Annotated in this window: 16 protein-coding genes; 13 read left to right on the top strand and 3 right to left on the bottom strand. The window is 39.1% G+C overall.

What is annotated here, in order from left to right; genetic code table 11:
- Positions 1-33: 33 nt before the first annotated feature.
- The 3 genes from R2B77_RS01490 (at position 34) to R2B77_RS01480 (ending at position 4,891) form a co-directional block, all read left to right on the top strand.
- Complete coding sequence (locus tag R2B77_RS01490) at positions 34-1,242, top strand: bifunctional folylpolyglutamate synthase/dihydrofolate synthase (RefSeq protein WP_203246774.1); 1,209 nt, start codon at positions 34-36, stop codon at positions 1,240-1,242.
- Positions 1,243-1,361: 119 nt separating this feature from the next.
- Positions 1,362-3,065, top strand: coding sequence for a sensor domain-containing diguanylate cyclase (locus tag R2B77_RS01485; protein ID WP_232843437.1), 1,704 nt, complete (start codon positions 1,362-1,364; stop codon positions 3,063-3,065).
- A 101-nt stretch (positions 3,066-3,166) separates the two neighbouring features.
- Positions 3,167-4,891: a GGDEF domain-containing protein gene (locus tag R2B77_RS01480; RefSeq protein WP_203246776.1), complete on the top strand. Its 1,725-nt coding sequence runs from the start codon at positions 3,167-3,169 to the stop codon at positions 4,889-4,891.
- A 127-nt stretch (positions 4,892-5,018) separates the two neighbouring features.
- Here R2B77_RS01480 and R2B77_RS01475 read toward each other — a convergent pair whose 3' ends face one another.
- Genes R2B77_RS01475 through R2B77_RS01465 form a run of 3 tightly spaced genes read right to left on the bottom strand, consistent with a single transcriptional unit; the run spans position 5,019 to position 7,784 of the window.
- Complete coding sequence (locus R2B77_RS01475) at positions 5,019-6,860, bottom strand: hypothetical protein (protein WP_203246777.1); 1,842 nt, start codon at positions 6,858-6,860, stop codon at positions 5,019-5,021.
- A gap of 2 nt (positions 6,861-6,862) precedes the next feature.
- Entirely contained in the window at positions 6,863-7,384 is a 522-nt protein-coding gene (locus tag R2B77_RS01470; protein ID WP_203246778.1) for a prepilin-type N-terminal cleavage/methylation domain-containing protein, read from the bottom strand.
- Entirely contained in the window at positions 7,377-7,784 is a 408-nt protein-coding gene (locus R2B77_RS01465; protein ID WP_203246779.1) for a type IV pilus modification PilV family protein, read from the bottom strand. The genes R2B77_RS01470 and R2B77_RS01465 overlap by 8 nt, the downstream gene beginning before the upstream one ends.
- A gap of 278 nt (positions 7,785-8,062) precedes the next feature.
- Here R2B77_RS01465 and R2B77_RS01460 point away from each other — a divergent pair, with 278 nt between their 5' ends.
- The 10 genes from R2B77_RS01460 to R2B77_RS01415 all read left to right on the top strand — a co-directional run bounded on the left by R2B77_RS01460 (position 8,063) and on the right by R2B77_RS01415 (position 18,415).
- Positions 8,063-9,409 (top strand): VanW family protein, encoded by a 1,347-nt coding sequence (locus R2B77_RS01460; RefSeq protein WP_203246780.1) that lies wholly within the window; start codon positions 8,063-8,065, stop codon positions 9,407-9,409.
- A 24-nt stretch (positions 9,410-9,433) separates the two neighbouring features.
- The gene (locus R2B77_RS01455) at positions 9,434-11,098 is read left to right on the top strand and encodes a GspE/PulE family protein (protein ID WP_203246781.1); all 1,665 of its coding nucleotides are present in this window, start codon (positions 9,434-9,436) and stop codon (positions 11,096-11,098) included.
- Between the two features lie 11 nt (positions 11,099-11,109).
- Entirely contained in the window at positions 11,110-12,153 is a 1,044-nt protein-coding gene (locus R2B77_RS01450) for a type IV pilus twitching motility protein PilT (RefSeq protein WP_203246782.1), read from the top strand.
- The gene (locus tag R2B77_RS01445) at positions 12,150-13,355 is read left to right on the top strand and encodes a type II secretion system F family protein (protein WP_203246783.1); all 1,206 of its coding nucleotides are present in this window, start codon (positions 12,150-12,152) and stop codon (positions 13,353-13,355) included. The genes R2B77_RS01450 and R2B77_RS01445 overlap by 4 nt, the downstream gene beginning before the upstream one ends.
- Before the next feature lie 138 nt (positions 13,356-13,493).
- The gene (locus R2B77_RS01440; protein WP_203246784.1) at positions 13,494-13,955 is read left to right on the top strand and encodes a type II secretion system protein; all 462 of its coding nucleotides are present in this window, start codon (positions 13,494-13,496) and stop codon (positions 13,953-13,955) included.
- A gap of 445 nt (positions 13,956-14,400) precedes the next feature.
- Positions 14,401-15,375 (top strand): type IV pilus biogenesis protein PilM, encoded by a 975-nt coding sequence (gene pilM, locus R2B77_RS01435; protein ID WP_203246785.1) that lies wholly within the window; start codon positions 14,401-14,403, stop codon positions 15,373-15,375.
- Complete coding sequence (locus R2B77_RS01430; RefSeq protein ID WP_203246786.1) at positions 15,375-15,962, top strand: hypothetical protein; 588 nt, start codon at positions 15,375-15,377, stop codon at positions 15,960-15,962. Before pilM ends, R2B77_RS01430 begins: the two co-directional genes overlap by 1 nt.
- Entirely contained in the window at positions 15,959-16,678 is a 720-nt protein-coding gene (locus R2B77_RS01425; RefSeq protein ID WP_203246787.1) for a hypothetical protein, read from the top strand. Before R2B77_RS01430 ends, R2B77_RS01425 begins: the two co-directional genes overlap by 4 nt.
- Before the next feature lie 119 nt (positions 16,679-16,797).
- Positions 16,798-17,553: a prepilin peptidase gene (locus R2B77_RS01420; protein WP_203246788.1), complete on the top strand. Its 756-nt coding sequence runs from the start codon at positions 16,798-16,800 to the stop codon at positions 17,551-17,553.
- Positions 17,554-17,764: 211 nt separating this feature from the next.
- Positions 17,765-18,415: a hypothetical protein gene (locus tag R2B77_RS01415; protein ID WP_203246789.1), complete on the top strand. Its 651-nt coding sequence runs from the start codon at positions 17,765-17,767 to the stop codon at positions 18,413-18,415.
- Positions 18,416-18,431 lie beyond the last annotated feature (16 nt).

The following is an 18,431-nucleotide window of genomic DNA, read 5'->3' as shown; positions in this document are numbered from 1 at the left end:
CCTATGTAGATTCTATCATATGGAGGGATAATTTTGATTCCGAAAATGGACGAATATAAAAAACGATGGGCAATCGAAAGTGACGACGCTATAAAACCAGGACTCGAAGCTATCCAAGATGCACTTGCATTAGTCGGGAATCCAGAAAATGATTTGCAGATTATCCACGTAGCTGGGACGAACGGTAAAGGGTCAACGATTGCATTTATGGAAGGGATTTTACGTCAACATGGTTTTTCGACGGTTGTTTTTTCATCGCCAGCCTTAATTGATATACATGATCAAATTCGCTTTAATGGACAACCGATTTCGACTGATGATTTAGATGCCGCATTTAAAAAGATGAAAGAAGCGGGCTTGAGCGGTAAGCTAACAGATTTTGAATTGTTAACAGTTGCCGCATTTGTAGCGTGCCATCAGTTCGCACCCAATTTTGTCCTGTTGGAAACAGGAATGGGTGGAAAGTTGGATAGTACAAATGTCGTCATACCACTTGTTTCTGTTATACCTTCTATTGCACTAGATCATACTTCATTTCTTGGGAGAACATTGGAAAAAGTCACTGAGCATAAGGCAGGCATTATAAAAGCTGGAAAACCAGTCGTAATCGGAGCACTGCGGGAAGAGGCTTTAGTGGTCGTACAATCTACTGCTAGGGAACTGCAAAGTGAATTATTCGCTTATGGGGATCAGTTTACGATAGATAACCAAGATGTATTTAAAGGACTCGAAGTCTTTCAGCTAAAAGGGAGGAAAATGAAAGGACCTCATCAAGGTGTAAATGCGGCGGTGGCCATTGAAGCACTTCTTGTAGCAGGAGTCGTTTTAGAAAAGGACAAGGTTGCGGAAGCTATTGCGACGACTCAACTATCTTTTCGTTTTCAAGAAGTGTTTCCAAATGTATTTATGGATGGTGCGCATAACCCTGCAGCAGCTAAAATGCTTGTTGAAACAATTCAATTGGAGTTTCCGGGAGAGAGAGTCGATTTCATAATGGGTATGTTAAAGGGCAAAGATATTGAGCAAACATTAAACGAATTGTTACCTGTAGCCGCTTCATTTACGTTTGTTACCTTTCCGCATCCGCAAGCGGAAGATCCGAAAAAGTTGATGGAGTATTGCCATCACGAGAGGAAAAAGGTGACAACTGCCGAATGTGATACTATAATACTACATAGAGTTGATAAAAGAAGGCTAATAGTTACAGGTTCTTTGTACATGATTTCTGGACTTATGACCTAATTACGAGATTTCTAAAATGAAAGTGATTTGTCGTGACAGGGACTCTTTAGTTTGATAAGTTATATATTAGTTCTATATATTCCGACTCATTGACTTGTTTGCTAGGGGGTTTGAAAGTGATGTCAGCTGGAAATAAGTCTACTATAAAGTATTTTATAATGTGGATAATGGTTGTGCCATTCGGTATGTATATGGTTTTTGTCAATTATCCGCCTGTAAAAGTGGACTGGACAACTGTAGCTATTTTTGCGATTTTCAGTTTTCTAGCTGTCTATTATCCCATCAAAAAAAATGAATCACCCATGTTTCTTGTTACATGGCTAACCATTCCAGCTTTTTTAATGTACGGCTTGTTTGTGGAAATAATCGTGATGCAACTAGCTATTTTGGCGACTTTATTCAATAAATCAGGTTCTTTAACAATTCTTTTGCGATTTTTCTTTAACTCAGTACTCTTTTTAGTCCTATCTATTCTTGGAGCAATTGCTTTTTATGCTGTAGGTGGAGAGGTTGGATCACTTGAATTTTGGCAGGTATTAGTCAGTGTTGCTTTCTATCAGGTCGTCCATACAGCTTTTAATGATCTTGCATTAAGGATTTACGCTCGCTATAAGAGAATTAAAACATTGTATACAACAAATGATATTTTAGCTGATTATGTCATAATGCTTGTCATTATCCCAATGGCGCTCACACTTTACTTTATGATTTATATAGTAGGAACAGGTGCATTTCTTTTATTAGTAATGCCATTTTTCCTTATTACATTTATTGCCCGACTTTACAATAGTTCTGAGAAGATTAATAATTATTTGCAGCAGGCAAGCCAGATTGGGCAGGAGCTTTCAGGTATGATGACGGAAAAAGAAGTAATCGACCAGTTCATCAGAAAAGTATCGAATCTCTTTGATGTCGAATTTGCTTATTTATTTGATTATAATGAGGATTGGTTAGAAGTGATTAGCTCCTATGAATATGGCCAATTTAAAACGATTGCGATTGCACGTTTTGGGATGGGGCAGGGATTGGCTGGACGGGTTTTGCAAACCGAGGAGCCGGTCATTTACTCCTCGAAGGAGGAATGGGAGGCAAAAACTCATGACTATATGCCTGACGAGATACAGAGTGTTATCTGTATACCAATCGCTCGAAATCAAAAAATTGAAGGGGTCTTGCTGCTAGGTTCTAAAAAGAAATCTGCTTTTCTGGAATACCAAGTTAAGATTATGGATTTGCTTTGTTCTTATTTTACGGTATCTGTGGAAAAAGCGCGCTATATGGAAGAAGCAGTTACGAAAAATGAGCGCTGTGCGTTAACCGGGCTTTATAACTATCGTTATTTGGAGGAACAATTGACTTATCAAATGGGACAGGTGACGAGTGACGGCTCCGTGAATTTGTCTGTTGTCATGCTTGATATTGATTATTTCAAGAAAATAAATGATGAATATGGTCATCAAAGTGGCAATGACATTCTCTACATTTTAGCAAAGAAGCTAGAGGCTGCACTTCCGGAAGATGGAATAGTTGGGCGATATGGTGGTGAGGAGTTTGTCTTCATTTTACCGGGGATGACGAAATCGGAGGCTTATGATTTTGCAGAAGACTTACGTGCAAAAATCGGTGGACATAACTTTTTAATCGTCCCTGACCTTGGCGAGGACAAATATCCAACAGTGATTCATATAACTTGTAGTATAGGGGTTTCATCAGCGCCACAGGATACCGATGAAGCGATGACATTATTGCGTAATGCGGATCGTGCGTTGTATATCGGTGCTAAACAAGCTGGGCGAAACCGTGTTGCTATGTATGTAAAGTGAAGAGAAATGTTGAACCTCTGTTATCACTCCATTCACTTAAGTAATAAACATAGCTATTAGATTCTTTAGTACGAAATATTGAAAGAAAAGGGGGAGAATGTATGGGGTTAACCCGGAAAAGGCGATTTTTATTAGTAGCAATCTGGACCATCATTGCTCCTCTCGCTATTTATTTTTCTTACCAGTATATGCCTGTCAAAGATGTTAATTGGTTAACGATTTTTTTATATTTTGCAATCCTCATGGTGACAATGATGTTGCCGATTCGGTTGACCAATATAACAATATCGTTAGAGCGTTGGATTACATTTACCGTCTTTTTTCAATACGGCCTATTTGCCGAGTTAATATTCATGCAAATTGCGATGATTTTACTGCTTTTCACTGGGAAAACGTCTGTACCAGCAGCTCAACGCTTTTTTATAAATTCGTCGATGTTTGCTGTTGTATCGGTGACGAGTGCGTTGGCTTTTTATGCAGTCGGTGGTGAAGTGGGAACTGTGAACTTTTTATCCATTGTGCTGTTTGGTGCTGTTTATGCCATTACTTATATGTTGACGAACAGTTTGTTATTAAAGGTGTTTTTTGCAATTGTGGATGAGAAGTTAACGCTATGGAATAGGGGGACGCTTTGGGACTATGTAATAACTATACTTGTTTTTCCATTTAGTGTGTCTTTGTATTATTTGCATATATTTTTTGGAAATAAATCTATTTTAATTTGTGGCATCCCTTTTCTCTTTATTTTAGTCATTATTAGCATGTATCACCGATCAGATAATTTTAGTTACAAGCTGTCATCAGCTAATGTAATTGGGCGAGAGCTCGCGGATCGTCTCGGATTTGAAGATGTTGTTCGAACATTCATCGTTAAATTGCGAAATGTTGTTTCTTATGATGCTGCTTATGTGTTGGATTTACGTTCTGGCAAACACCTTGTCACGTTAATGGGCTCAGAAAATGCTGTCGTTTCTAAAAAAGTGAATCATCTCACTTTTAAATCAAAGGTTGAATGGGATGACGGACTAGATTTGGATATTCCAAAAATATTTGGTACAAAAAAAGAAATAGTTCAATTGAAAAACTTTACGTTTTCAGATAGGGTGAAAAGCGTGATGACTGCACCGATTAAACGTAATCAAAAGACAGAAGGGATGTTAATTCTTACATCACATCATAAAAATATATTCCAAGCACTTGAGATGAAAATTGTGGATATGTTAACTGGTTATTTCGCGATTTCATTGGTCAAGGCACGCCTGTTTGAAAAAACAGTTGAGCAAAGTGAAAGATGTGGACTTACAAACTTGAATAACTTCCGTTATTTAGATAAAAAGTTGGACGAAGATATTATTCGTTATCATACAGGTGAACTGCATTCATTATCCGCAATTATGCTAGATATTGATTATTTTAAAGTGATTAACGACACATATGGCCATCAAAGCGGTAATGATCTACTCCGAGCACTTTCAGAAGTTTTACTGTCATTTGTCAATCAAGACGATACGCTTGCAAGATATGGCGGTGAAGAATTCGTCTTCATCTTACGCGATAAAGGGAAGTCGAGAACGATTGAGCTTGCTGAGAAAATTAGGAAAGAAGTAGAGGAGATGACATTTCGCATCGTTCCTGATTTATCGGAGAATCGCAGTCCTATAGATGTTCAAATGACGATTAGCGTCGGGGTTGCAACAGTACCAGAGGATGCAGAAGACGCTAAGTTGTTATTACGTAATGCAGACAGGGCGCTTTATATCGGTGGTAAACAGGCGGGAAGAAACCGAGTAGGCGTATTTTCAGAAAAAGAGATTGTTACTGTTTGAGGAAAGCTTGGGAATCGGTCGTTCTTATAGTTGAAAACAGAAGTACCTCCACAATTTAGTTTGGAGGTACTTCTGTTTTGCAATTGAGATTAAATTTTTAAATTATTTTACTAGGCGTAGAGAATAGTTAATAGGAACGGTTTGTTTCGAGAGGCGGATCGACTTTGTAAATTATCGGTTCTTGTTGTTTTAAGTCAGAGTATGTCGCGATAATCTCTGGGTCATAAAGAATCTGAAGACGTGAGTCCTTATTTTGTTGATTAGACATACCTTCAAAAAAGTTTGTAGAAGCTACTACTTGTGATCCGGTAAAATAAGAATAGGATGATTTTCCGCGTATAGCGTTTAGTACAATTCGTCTAGCAGAAATCCCGCCTTCGATTTTTATATTTGACCCAACTCCGAATATTTCTAGATCTTTTTCTGAATAGAAGAAGCCCTTTATATGACTTGGATCGTCTTGATTTACCGAGTTGTTTGAAATTTTGACGTTTCCTCTTGAGAAGATGATGAATGAGCCTGATTTTCCGCCGTCAAGTGCTTTACCGTTCATTGTAGAGTATTGAATATCGACAGCGGAATCACTATCGGAATTGACGTAAATTAGCGCATTGCTTTTTAAATTCGCACCACGAATGGTGACTTTACCATTCACAAAAATAGGTCCATCGATTGTAACATCAACGTAATTGCTTACATTTGTATTCTGGTTGGCGCTGGTATTGCCTATTGTTAAATCTCCCTCTATATAAAGTCCTTCTTTAACGGTAATATTTGAGTTATCTTGTTTAATTGTTAAGTTACCAAATGTTGAGAACTGTTTAAAGGAGTTGGTTCCTACTAACTCATAAGTACCATTGTCTTCATACATTGGAATTTGTTCGTATTCAGTACATTTATAATTCCAATCACGCTTAATGCAGCTTCCGTTCCTCATATACAAATAAGAAGGGAATACCTTTCCGTTCGGTCTACTTTGGGATTGAATCACTCGATTTGAATTGGTTATTAAAGTAGTGACACCGGGAGCTGTACGACTATATTTGTACAAATCTTGTTGATCGCCTATTCCAATTGGACTTCTAACTGGATCACGCCGAACAACTTGAGGTGCATGTCCTGTTCTGAATAAGGAGCTTATATTACTGGTAGAGAAATGAGTATAATTATCTCTATTTCCAGAAGGGAAATCCGTTCGCGCAATATGCGTGGAATAGGATTCGTTCGCATCTAATGTATAAGCATTTTTACCAAGTACCAATTTTGCTGTTTTCACACCAATAGTTGGCTTTGCAGAAGGGGATAGACTTGCAATCCACTGATCTTTACCTCCTAAAAAAGCATAGCCTCTATCTCTCGTTATAATATTACCATCTACTTTCATGTCTCCTTGGACCTCAACCCCGCCGTGCAGTAAAAGATTCCCTTCCCCATTCTTTGGAGTTTTCGATAATATATTTGTTCCAATTGCATACTTTAATGTTTCTGGCACCAATTCTGCACCGATTTCGATTTCACTTGCCAATGTTCGGGTGGAATTACCCGTAGCACCAATACTTGTGAAGTATACGAGTTTTCGAAGGGGGTTGTCTTCTCCTTTGTCATCCTTAGTGTCGATATAATTGTTGATACACACTTCAAATGTTCCGGTACTATTCGTTTGTTCTAGGACATTCGCGCCGGAACATTTGTATTTATTTAGTAATTTTTCAAGTTCAGAAATAAATGCACCCCTACCGAGTCCGCTTTCTCCTAAGGCAGCTGTCAATTCACTATTAATTTGCTTAGTCATACGATCGATTCCCATTTCAGAGAGGGTAGCCGATTGGGTGATGTCCTGACGTTTCGCATTTTTTGCAATACCACTCGATGTTAGTGCTACTAAACTAAATCCTAGCGCTGTGAAAAGTATTAATAGAACGAGTGTTAACAACAATGTGTAACCGCCTTGTTTTTTATCAGGTCTCATTGTCATTCCTCCTCCTTGTTGTCACTTATATCGTTTATCGTTCGAATTTCATTGATGAACTCGACTGTTTGATTTTTCATAGGCATATGAAGTTCTAAAGTTATCGTGTAAACGCCGTCTTCTGCTTTGTCATTGGCTTCTATTTTTGAATTTCCTGTGATTGTTATAGCAGAATTAGTTACTAGAATCTCATCACCTTGTATATATAGTTTTTTATTGATGAAGCCCGTGTTTGACTTCGGGTTTGTTTTATTAATTTCAAAGTAGTAGTTTTTTGTATTTTCTTCAGGGAAATGTTTTTTGGTAATTTGCGATTCTTTAGTTGTATACAGCTCCTTTACTAAAGAACTCATCAAAATATCGGCCTCATCACGAAATACAGTGTCCATTGCGATATTGTTATAATGCTGAATGCCTTTCATTAATAGACTAAAGGCGAATACAGCAATTAAAGCAGTTAAAATAGTTGCTGCCAATAATTCAATGAGTGTCAAACCCCGTTCGTTCTTTATCCATTTACTCATACGAAACATACCCTTCCACAGAACTTTTAGTTCGACCGTTTTTTGCAACGACCTCCACAAGAACATTGATCAATTTGATATTTTTTTCCTCGGTATTTTGACTAGCTTTAATAGTAATTTGATATTCTTTGTTATTCATTACCACAGAATCAGGAGTAAGTATCGTTGGTGTTTCATTGTAAGTCGTGCTATCAGGTCTCTCTAAAGTTTTTGTAAATGGATCTAGCTTTAACCGTTCTAGTACTGCATCTGCCAAATGGATGACGACTAGTTTCTCATTATTTGAGACTGCTGTATTATTCGTTTGAATAAAAATTTGAAAAAAGGATAATAGGATAATTGAAAGAAGAACAATTGATGCAAGTACTTCAAGGAGCGAGAAGCCTTTGTCGTTTTTCATAAACAATACCTCCAATAAGATAGAGAACACTGTATTTATTTGTTAATTTACTAGATACTAAAGGAATTCATATATAGTTTATCCTATACATATGAGCTAAAAGTTTCAATGTATTATTTTGTCGAAAAATAATTTATTTATTAATATGATATAAGTCATGGACAAATTCTAATATAATGCTAAAATATGTGAATGAATGTATAAAATAGTTGGATTCACCTTGAAATATTCCTTTTCACAGGAAATTATTTGTTAAATAAAGGAGCGAGGTCTGGGTCGTGAAAATAAGAAGAAAAAGTATTGTCCTTTTTTCGTTGATAGCATGCTTACTATATTTTGGGTTATTTGCTAATGGTGCATTGAACCAGACTGCCTTAGCGAAAGAGAATAATGTGGAGTCGTCGATTGGTGGCGTTGTCGTCGAAGGGTTAAAAAAGGACGAAATGCTATCCAAAATTTCATTGTCAATTAGTAATTGGCAAGAGCATGAAGTGGTTGTCGAAGGAAGTGGAATGACGCTTTCAATTCCTGCCGAATACTTTTCTTTCGATGTTCAGGCTTCAGTCGAAAAATATTTCGATTCAGCAGCTAAGTCTTGGTACGCTTTTTGGAAAAAGACACCTTCTGTTCATATTCCTTTAGTCCTTACAATGGATTCGCGAGTAAAAGAAAAAATAGCCGAATTCTCGATTTTCCAAACGGATGAAACTTACGAACGAATTGCTGAACAGGTTTCGTATTTGACGAGTTCGCCAATCGATGCTGTTGTGCATGATCTATCACTCTATGAATCGGAACGAATTTCTTTCTCGATTGTGGAGATGGCGGGGGATAGTGCCGATCTATTAAATGTAGTAAACGAATTAAATGATCGGTTGATTGGCAACGGAGAAGTTTACTCTTTTTTGAATGAAACGGAATTGATTGAAGGAAGTGTAAGCGAAGCAACGATGAATTTTGTTGCATCAGTGCTATTTAGTGTTGTTTTACAAACGGATTATGAGGTCGTTGAGCGACATTCGCAAAATATCATTCCGCTATATTTATCAGCAGGAGTTGAAGCAAAGATTCAAAGGACGTTGAAAGAGGATTTTCGATTTATCAATAGCTCCAACGCTCCTGCTATTCTTAAATTATCTGTGGAAGACAATAGGTTATTGGTAGAGCTGTACTCGTTACCAATTGAAACGAAGGCGACTTTTCGGGTCGTTAAAGAGATGGATGTTAACCCGAGAATTATTTACCGCTATTCTTCTGAACTAGCAATCGGAGATGAAAAGCTACTACAGGAAGGTGTACCAGGTGTACGTGTTTCAGTTTATCGAACTGTATCTGATAAATTAGGACCTTACGAAAAGGAGTCATTGATAACTAGAGACTTTTATCCGCCTGTGCATCGAATAGTATTGAAGTCATCGAAGCAACCTGAAACGACAGGGATGAATCCCGATTTAACAATTGACTTGGACGGTAATACGCTTCCAGATGTGGTTGGGAATGGTGATGCAAACGATGGGGATGTGAACGGGGGATCCATCTCTGGAGAAGTTACTGATTTGTACGATTTACCCGAAGGTAGTTTCTATGATAAAGGTGGAAACTTAATTGAACCCACGAATCGGTAGCTGGTTATTTGAAAGGGGTATGAGATGAAAACGAATGCACGGAGACGCTTGGGAGACCTGCTTGTTGAGGCGAATGTAATATCTGCTGAACAATTGGATGTTGCACTGGCGAGAAAAAATCGTGATGAAAAATTAGGTGACTTTCTCATTAATGAAAATTTATTAACTGAACAGCAGTTGATTGAAGTACTTGAGTTTCAGCTTGGAATTCCTCATATCCATTTAAACCAATATTCGATTGAACCTGAACTTTTGCAACTTCTGCCGAAGGAATTGGCGAAACGTACCAATGTTATGCCGATTCGAAAAGACCGAAATAAGCTACTCATTGCGATGGCTGACCCAATGGATTACTTTGCAATCGAAGAAATTCGGATGGCAACTGGTTGTCAAATTGAAACGAGTATTGCAGCAAAAGACGACTTGTTTCGAACGATTACGAAATACTATGATTTGCAGGAGTCTATGGAAGATGCGTTAAGTGATTTGTCGCCTGGTGATATGAGTACTGAAACAGAAATAATGGACGAAGACTCTCCCATTGTCCGTTTAGTCAATCAAATCATTGCAAATGCAGTTGCGCAAAGAGCGAGTGATATTCACTTTGACCCTCAGGAAACAGAATTGAGAGTTCGCTATCGTGTGGATGGCACGATGCGAACAGAACGTTCATTGCCTAAACATATGCAAAGTGTCATTATTGCTCGAATAAAAATCATGGGGAATCTTAATATTACAGAAAACCGTATACCGCAGGATGGACGGATTAAATCGACCATTAACTTCCGGCCCGTCGATATACGGTTGTCAACGCTGCCAACTGTATATGGTGAAAAGGTTGTTATGCGTATTCTGGATTTAAGTAGCGCTTTAAATGACTTGGATAAACTGGGCTTCACACCAGAAAATGCAATGCGCTTTCAAAATATGATTAAACGACCAAATGGCATTGTCTTGATCACAGGTCCTACAGGGTCGGGGAAATCATCGACGTTATATGCTGCTTTGAATAGTCTTAATTCTCAAGAAGTAAATATTATTACTGTTGAAGATCCGGTTGAATATCAATTAGAAGGGATTAATCAGATTCAAGTGAAAGAGGAAGTAGGCCTGACATTTGCTGCCGGTTTACGATCAATCCTTCGCCAAGATCCTGATATCGTCATGGTAGGAGAAATTCGAGATTTGGAAACAGCGCAAATTTCGATTCGTGCTTCATTGACGGGTCACCTTGTGCTAAGTACCTTGCATACGAATAGTGCAGTTGAATCCATCTCGCGACTCAATGACATGGGTATCGAACCATTTTTAATATCTTCTTCACTTGTCGGCGTAGTGGCCCAACGTTTGGTGCGTCGTATTTGTCGAGACTGTGGAGAGTCGCATATACCATCCGAGCGGGAACGGGAAATTTTTACCCAGCGTGGAATTACGATTCATGAGGTGAGAAGAGGAAGAGGATGTCCAGCTTGTAACTTTACAGGCTATCGTGGGAGGCTTGCTATCCACGAGGTATTGCCAATCGATGACTATGTGAAGGAAATCATATTGGATAGAAGAAACCCGGCAGAAATCCGGGCGTATATGAAGGAAAAAAGCTATTACAACTTGCTTGAAGATGGGCTTTTGAAAGTCAAAGAAGGAATTACAACGACCGAAGAAGTGCTTCGGGTTGCAACATCTGATTAGGATGTGAGGATATGTCATTTTCAATTATTGAACTTTTAGAGCGAGCTTTTCATGAAAAAGCGTCCGATCTTCATGTGGCGGTGGGGATTGCTCCTGTTTACCGAATAGATGGTGCTTTACAATCATATGGAGAATCGGTATTGACATCCGCGGATTTAGAAAAGATGGTTCATGATATTTTACCAGACCATAAGACCGAGGAGTTTCAAGAAAAGCGAGAAACAGATTTTAACTTTTCGTTGCCTAATCTATGCCGTTTTCGTGTTAATGCCTATTATCAGCGCAACGAAGTGTCAATTGCAGCTCGTATGATTGCAGCGGAAATCCCTTCTATTCAAGCGTTGGGGATGCCTGATGTACTGTATCAGCTCGCGGACAAGCCGCAAGGTCTCATTTTAGTAACAGGTCCTACCGGATCTGGGAAATCAACCACGCTTGCCGCGATGATAGATTATATCAATTCAACAAAGGCGAAGCATATTATTACGCTGGAAGATCCGATTGAGTATTTGCATCAACATAAAAAATCGGTCATTAACCAACGTGAGGTTGGGACAGATACAAATAGCTTTGGAAATGGTCTACGTGCGTCGTTACGACAAGATCCAGATATTATACTAGTCGGAGAAATGCGAGACTTAGAGACAATTTCCACTGCGATTACAGCAGCGGAGACAGGACATTTAGTACTTGCAACGCTTCATACGAGTAGTGCACCGACAACGATTGATCGGATAATTGACGTTTTTCCACCGCATCAGCAAGGGCAAATACGTATTCAGCTTGCTAGCGTACTTCTAGGAATTATTTCGCAACGACTTTTCGTTCAAAAGGATACAAAAGGGCGGATTGCTGCGACAGAAATTCTAGTCCAAGCACCTGCCATTGCGAATTTAATTCGCAGTGAAAAGGTACATCAAATTCCAAGCGTTATGCAAACGAGCCGAGCGCTTGGGATGCATACGCTGGAAGCATCTATCCAGCAACTTGTGTCAGATGGAAAAATTTCTTATGAAGATGCAAAACCATATATGAACGTAGGTGAGTACTCATGACTGTCTTTCGATATAGTGGAAGAACATCTGATGGCCAATTGAAAAAGGGCATAATAGACGCAGCTTCGAAGCCGGCGGCCATTACAAAACTACGTTCGCGAGGCGTTAATCCTCGGGAAATAGAAGAGTCGAAAAGCTTGCTACATAAAGAGTTGTCGCTAGGTGGAGCGGTCAACAATCAGGATTTCGTCATATATTGCCGACAGTTTGCTACACTCATTCGAGCAGGGATTACCATTGTCGAGTCGACGAAGATTTTGGCTGAACAAACGTCGAGTAAGCCATTAAAAAAAGCATTGCATGCCGTCGAAGAAGATATTCGATCGGGTGTGTCATTTTCTGACGCTGCTTCCAAAAATCAAAAAGTGTTCCCTGCACTGTTTGTCAATATGATTCGTGCTGGAGAGGCGACAGGTAATTTGGACGAGTCATTAGAGAGACTCGCATTCTATTATGAGAAACAATATAACTTGAAGAAAAAAGTACAATCGACACTGGCTTATCCAGTCGTTTTGCTCTTTTTAACGGCAGTCGTTGTCGTATTTTTGATGGTAATAATCGTGCCTAGCTTTGCTGTAATGTTTATGGATTTTGGAGCAGAGCTACCTATTATCACGAAGTTTGTCATGGTTATTAGTGATTGGTTACAACAGTATTGGTGGATGTTCATCGGGATTGTTCTGATTGTCGTTGTTAGTTTCAATATGCTTAATAGACAAAATAAAGATTTTAACTATACGGTTAATCTAGCACTGTTGAAGATACCGGTATTTGGTAAATTACTACAAAAAACAGCGATTGCACGAATGACGAGAACACTATCTTCATTGTTTAGCAGTTCTGTTCCGATTTTACAAGCTTTAACAATTGTTGAAAAGGTCGTAGGAAATCCGGTATTAAGTAAAATCGTGCTAGAAGCACGCTCTAGCTTAGAGCAAGGTAGTACGCTTTCGGGCCCACTTGAAAAAAGCTGGCTATTCCCACCACTCGTTACCCAAATGATAGCGATCGGCGAACAAACAGGTTCACTTGATTATATGTTATTGAAGATTGCTGACTTTTATGAGGATGATGTAGACCGAACAGTGGATACGTTGAAGTCGTTAATCGAACCGCTAATGATTGTCATCTTGGCAGTTGTAGTTGGGACAATCGTACTGGCAATCATGTTACCGATGTTCAGTTTGTATGAGCAGGTTTGAGACATGGTTAACGGGTGTCAGGCACTTGCATAAATCAAGGATGGCTGTGACTTGCATCCTTCAGGTGAATTGTGTGAGTGCCTGGCACCCTTGGGAAGTGTTCGGGGAAATAATGATAATAAAAAACAAATTGGAGGAATGGACATGTTTAAAAAATTTAAAAAGCAAATGAAAAATGAAAAAGGTTTAACGTTAATCGAGCTTCTAGCGGTCGTCGTTATTTTAGGAATTATTGCTGCAATTGCAGTACCATCGATTGGAAATATTATTGAAAACTCACGTTACAACGCTGTGAAAGCAGATGGGATAAATGTTATTAATGCGGCGCAGTTATATTATACGGATAATCCATCAGCGACAACAGTAACTGTGGCAACTTTAAAAACTGATAGCTATCTTGATACGGCTGGTAAAATTCCAGACGCTGCAACAGTTTCTGCATCTTTACCGCGAGCATTAACCGCGACTGTAAATAATGCTGTTGGTAGTTATACGGTAACATTTACAGCTAAGGATATTGATGCTATTAATGGTGACATTCAAAAAGGTAGTGACATAAAGGCAACCTATGAAGTTGGAACCACTAAAAGAACACCGTAATTAGTAATCCGAATATGTTTGATAATTAATTTTACAGGCTGCTGAGTTAATACCATAATTATTTATTCCGTAAATAAATACGGACAATTTTAAAAATTATCAGATCATAGTTCATCAATGTGTCGAACTACTCTCGTTGATTGTAGCGAAAGGCGACGACTCCAGCGGGAACAACGCGAGCTGAAGACCCTGGACTGAGCAAAGCGAGGGAAGCGTCCGCCTGAAGCGGAAATCAACCTTGTTCAGATTTTTATGTTGATTATTCAATTATGAAATTGATTCTATTATGCTTATGATTTATTATCTCAAAAGAAAATCTTAATAACTACAGCAGCCTCGGCTGCTGTAGTCTCCATTAGTTTTCCATTTGGGCAAATGAAAAAGTCGTTTGTCCAAACGAAAAACTAAGCTACTACTGTAAATGGATGTGGGGGAGTATCAAGACATGTTAAATTTTAAGAAGAAACGGCATGTTTCGTTTGAAATAAATGAGTATGTCCTGCGTGTGCTTGTGGCAAATGGGGCTGATTTATTACAAGCAAGCGTGATGGAGTACCCCTTGGATCCGGGAGTCGTCGAAGAAGGTTTCATTCGTGATGAGATGGCACTCTATGAACTGTTCAAACAGCATTTACATAGTTGGGGAGGAAAGCGACAAAATGCTCGATTTTTTGTTCCTGACAGTTCGGTTATGATGCGTACATTTGACCATCCAAGCGATTTACCTAGCAACAAGCTTAAATCATATGTTGAAATGGAGCTTGGCCGCTCGATTCACCTACCTTTCTCGGAGCCGCTCATTGATGTTTATGATCATGAGCCAAATGATGAGCAGGCGATGCTATTTGCGGCGCCATCGGAGGAAGTACTGAAGTTTATGGGGCTTCTCGATGATGTATCGCTTCATCCGGCTGTTGTAGATATTCGTGCGTTAACGAATATTCGTTTTTTAGGAAATGTTGAGCTATTAAGCGATTCGAAAACGTATTTGATTGCCGACTGGTCGATTAATGAATTGTCCATAAGCATTTATACAAATGGAAAAGTAGAGTTTCTACGTTATCAATCCATTGATTTACCTAATCGAAAATGGTCTGCGCGAGTAGGTCAGAATGATGAAGTTGAGTACCATTTTGATGGGGCGGTGGAGGAGTATCATTCGCATCTAGTTGATCATATCGCTGAAATCGATCGTATTTTAAATTTTTTCCGATTCTCCATTCATAAAGGCGACAAGAAGGTGGACGAAATCATCATTATGGGTGATTCCCCTGTACTTGATCATATCGCGCTACAGTTGAAGGAGAATTATCAGACTCCTACTACGATGGTCGATGATGCATTTGTTGCAAAACGCTTTCCAGGATTTAAAAGGAAGCATTCTACACTCATCGGACTTGCGATGAAGGAGGAATATTAATGGTTCCTGAAATTAACCTGTTACCGAAATTTGAAGGGAAAAAGTCGAATTCCTTTCTTGTTATGATTATAAGTTCTGCTATTATTTTTTTCTTATTATTATATTTGGTAATTCAATATTTTTCACTTAAGAGTGATATTGCATTTTTAGCATCACAGGAAACGCAGCTTATTGCTGAAAAAGAGATGCTAGTTGTAGATTTGCAAAATGTATCCACGCAAAATAATGGAGATCTTGCTGTGTCTGTTGCATTTGTAGAAGCCGTTTCATATGCAGTGACTCCTTTGATTAATGAGATAGATACATTACTTCTACAGCATACCTATTTGAAAGACTATCAATTTTCTGAGTATGATGTAAAAATGATTGCTGATTTTGAAACAATGACTGATATTTCTATATTTCTTGAACGTCTTGTGAAAAGTGACTATTTTACGGATGTAAAAATTGAGAATGTGCAAAATTTCAATCTGGATCCTACACAAACAGATGGAGACACAGATTTTTCTGCCATTCCACGTTACTCCGTCGAGTTGATATTAATGATTGACCCACTCTATGTTAGTGGGGGAGGTGTTCATCCGTGAATTCAATTACATCTGATAAAAAAACAGGTTTGTTACTTCTTGGGTTGCTTACGGTAGCACTGTTAGCAGCTGTTTATTATTATCTTGTCAATCCTTTAAGTGAAGAAAAACAACGAAAAGAAGTAAATATAAGTTCTTTACATTCTGAAATAGATACTATGCAAGGGCAAATTGCGGTACAAGGAACGGAAGAAACATCTGAAGAAAGTTTATTTTTATTGCGCAAAAAGCTACCTGGAAATCGTGAATTAGATAAATTAATTCGTTCTATTCAAGAAATTGAGTTTGTGAGCGATTCACAGATTGAAGCAATTACATTTAACAATTATGATGAAACCGTTGCCGAATCTAATTTAATTGTACCCGACACAGAAGTCGACTCAGAAAACATTGACGAGGCGTCATCAGAACAATCTGAAGAGGGGCAGTCGGACGTGGATTCTGATGACCGGCAGGTAGAGATGCCTGTTTCACCTGTCGCTGATACCTCGCTACCTGAACAATTGAAGCTTCTGACATTTAGTATTGATGTGAAAACAAAGAATTTTGAAGCACTTCAGCATTTTTTGAAGGAAGTTGAGGGACTGGAGCGTATTGTGCGCATTGATGCAGTCGAATTCTCACTCCCAGGCGAAGAGCAAGAATTTAATATTGAATCTACGGATAGTATCGGTGCAACTGTTCAACTGACGACATTTTTTTATTTGGGTGAGTGAGTCAATTTTTCTAAATGAACAGGATAAACGGATTATTGAAGGAGAAATCGTAATGGTTTCCCTTTTTTTCTCATTCAAAGTGCTTGTATTTTTACAATTAAGTAGTAGAGGAGGCTATCATGGACGTCGTATTTTTATTATTATTTTTTATCTACGGTATCGTTTTCGGTTCTTTCTTCAATGTCGTTGGCTTACGAGTGCCGAAAAAAGAATCTCTCGTGTCACCACCTTCTCGTTGTACAACCTGTAATCGAAAACTTAGGGTTCTTGATCTTGTACCGGTCTTTTCTTACCTCTTTTTGCAGGGAAAATGTCGTGGCTGCGGCTCGAAAATTAGTCCAATCTATCCGTTTATGGAGTTTGTGACAGGGCTATTATTTGCATTGTCTTTCTACACGCTAGGCTTCAGTGGTGAACTGGTCATTGCACTGCTGTTCATGTCGTTGCTTGTCATCATTACTGTATCAGATATCGCTTATATGCTTATTCCTAACAAAGTGCTACTGCCCTTCGGGGTCATGTTGTTTGTGGTCCGGCTGTTCTTTCCTTTAGAACCGTGGTGGGATAGCTTACTAGGAGCGCTAATAGGCTTTGGCATCCTGTATCTCATTGCAGTCGTGTCGAAGGGTGGCATGGGTGGCGGTGATATTAAGCTGTTTTTTGTTATAGGGCTTGTCCTTGGGACAGTTCATACATTGTTGACGCTATTTCTTGCGTCAGTTATTGGGACAATTGCAGGTGTGATTATATTGAAACGAGCAGGGAAGGGAAGAAAGACGCCTATTCCGTTTGGTCCATCTATTGCACTGGCAGCAGTCATAGCTTATTTTGGGGGTGCTGATTTTGTCACATGGTATAGCAATCTATTCTATTAAGTCGATAAATTTTTAGAACAAGGCGACATAGGTCTTGTTCTTTTTCATGTTCAGTCTGCTACGCTAAATAGTAAATAAAAGCATAAGCGCCTTGGTCAATGGCGACAGGCATAAGTCGAATTGGGGAAGTGATGTTTTTTGCCTCGTAGACAATTTGGCTTATGACCTCGAGCCCCTAAGCGCTGAAGCTGGATAAACGGGGTGGTCTGGAATGAAATTCGGAAAACGTTATTCGAAGGCGGCTTTTTTTAAGGCGATGTTGCACGGTGTTGCCATCGGAGTAGCCGCGGTCGTTGTCGTTGGTTTAGCTCTTTTCGTGGTAAAGGGGAAGGAGGAGCCGAGTGCCAATAGTGAGGAGGTACCAACGGTTGGTCCGCCACCAGTTGAAGCGCAGGCAGAGAGTGCAACGGATAAAGTCTTGCCATTGTTTGCGAAGCAACACGGGGCATTTTCTACGGCAGAAGCGGCGACACTATTTATTGCAGAAGATCCTTCATTGGCAAAAGCAGCCGTCATTCATGCGGGGGATAATTACTTCGTTTGGTCGGCAGTTGGATTGACAACGGATGAGATTGAAACGAGTGAGTACGAAGGGACCTATCGCAAAGCTTTCTCAGCAAATACATCGTCTTGTGGAGCAGTTGGGGCAGGGAAATTGAACGATGTACTAGCAGCGACAGAAATAGATCAAATTAAAAATTTGGCGGAAAAACAAGATGGGGTGAATACTTTGGAAAATGAGACTGAGTTTAATAAGAATATGACCGTCATGACGGCGTTTACGAAGGATATGAGGGTAGTCCGATTACAGCTTTTAGCGCACTATTCATCGACGAATAGTTGCGTTAAATTCGCATTTTGAGGATTGAAAACAGGTC

Source organism: Sporosarcina beigongshangi, from assembly GCF_033485195.1.
Taxonomy (GTDB): domain Bacteria; phylum Bacillota; class Bacilli; order Bacillales_A; family Planococcaceae; genus Sporosarcina; species Sporosarcina beigongshangi.
This window is presented reverse-complemented; position numbering and strand designations above follow the sequence as displayed.

Excerpts from the sequence above, each read along its gene's own strand:
- R2B77_RS01485 (WP_232843437.1), top strand. The coding sequence starts at position 1,362 with ATGTCAGCTGGAAATAAGTCTACTATAAAGTATTTTATAATGTGGATA.
- R2B77_RS01480 (WP_203246776.1), top strand. The coding sequence starts at position 3,167 with ATGGGGTTAACCCGGAAAAGGCGATTTTTATTAGTAGCAATCTGGACC.
- R2B77_RS01475 (WP_203246777.1), bottom strand. The coding sequence starts at position 6,860 with ATGAGACCTGATAAAAAACAAGGCGGTTACACATTGTTGTTAACACTC.
- R2B77_RS01470 (WP_203246778.1), bottom strand. The coding sequence starts at position 7,384 with ATGAGTAAATGGATAAAGAACGAACGGGGTTTGACACTCATTGAATTA.
- R2B77_RS01465 (WP_203246779.1), bottom strand. The coding sequence starts at position 7,784 with ATGAAAAACGACAAAGGCTTCTCGCTCCTTGAAGTACTTGCATCAATT.
- R2B77_RS01455 (WP_203246781.1), top strand. The coding sequence starts at position 9,434 with ATGAAAACGAATGCACGGAGACGCTTGGGAGACCTGCTTGTTGAGGCG.
- R2B77_RS01450 (WP_203246782.1), top strand. The coding sequence starts at position 11,110 with ATGTCATTTTCAATTATTGAACTTTTAGAGCGAGCTTTTCATGAAAAA.
- R2B77_RS01445 (WP_203246783.1), top strand. The coding sequence starts at position 12,150 with ATGACTGTCTTTCGATATAGTGGAAGAACATCTGATGGCCAATTGAAA.
- R2B77_RS01440 (WP_203246784.1), top strand. The coding sequence starts at position 13,494 with ATGGACATGTTTAAAAAATTTAAAAAGCAAATGAAAAATGAAAAAGGT.
- pilM (WP_203246785.1), top strand. The coding sequence starts at position 14,401 with ATGTTAAATTTTAAGAAGAAACGGCATGTTTCGTTTGAAATAAATGAG.
- R2B77_RS01430 (WP_203246786.1), top strand. The coding sequence starts at position 15,375 with ATGGTTCCTGAAATTAACCTGTTACCGAAATTTGAAGGGAAAAAGTCG.
- R2B77_RS01420 (WP_203246788.1), top strand. The coding sequence starts at position 16,798 with ATGGACGTCGTATTTTTATTATTATTTTTTATCTACGGTATCGTTTTC.
- R2B77_RS01415 (WP_203246789.1), top strand. The coding sequence starts at position 17,765 with ATGAAATTCGGAAAACGTTATTCGAAGGCGGCTTTTTTTAAGGCGATG.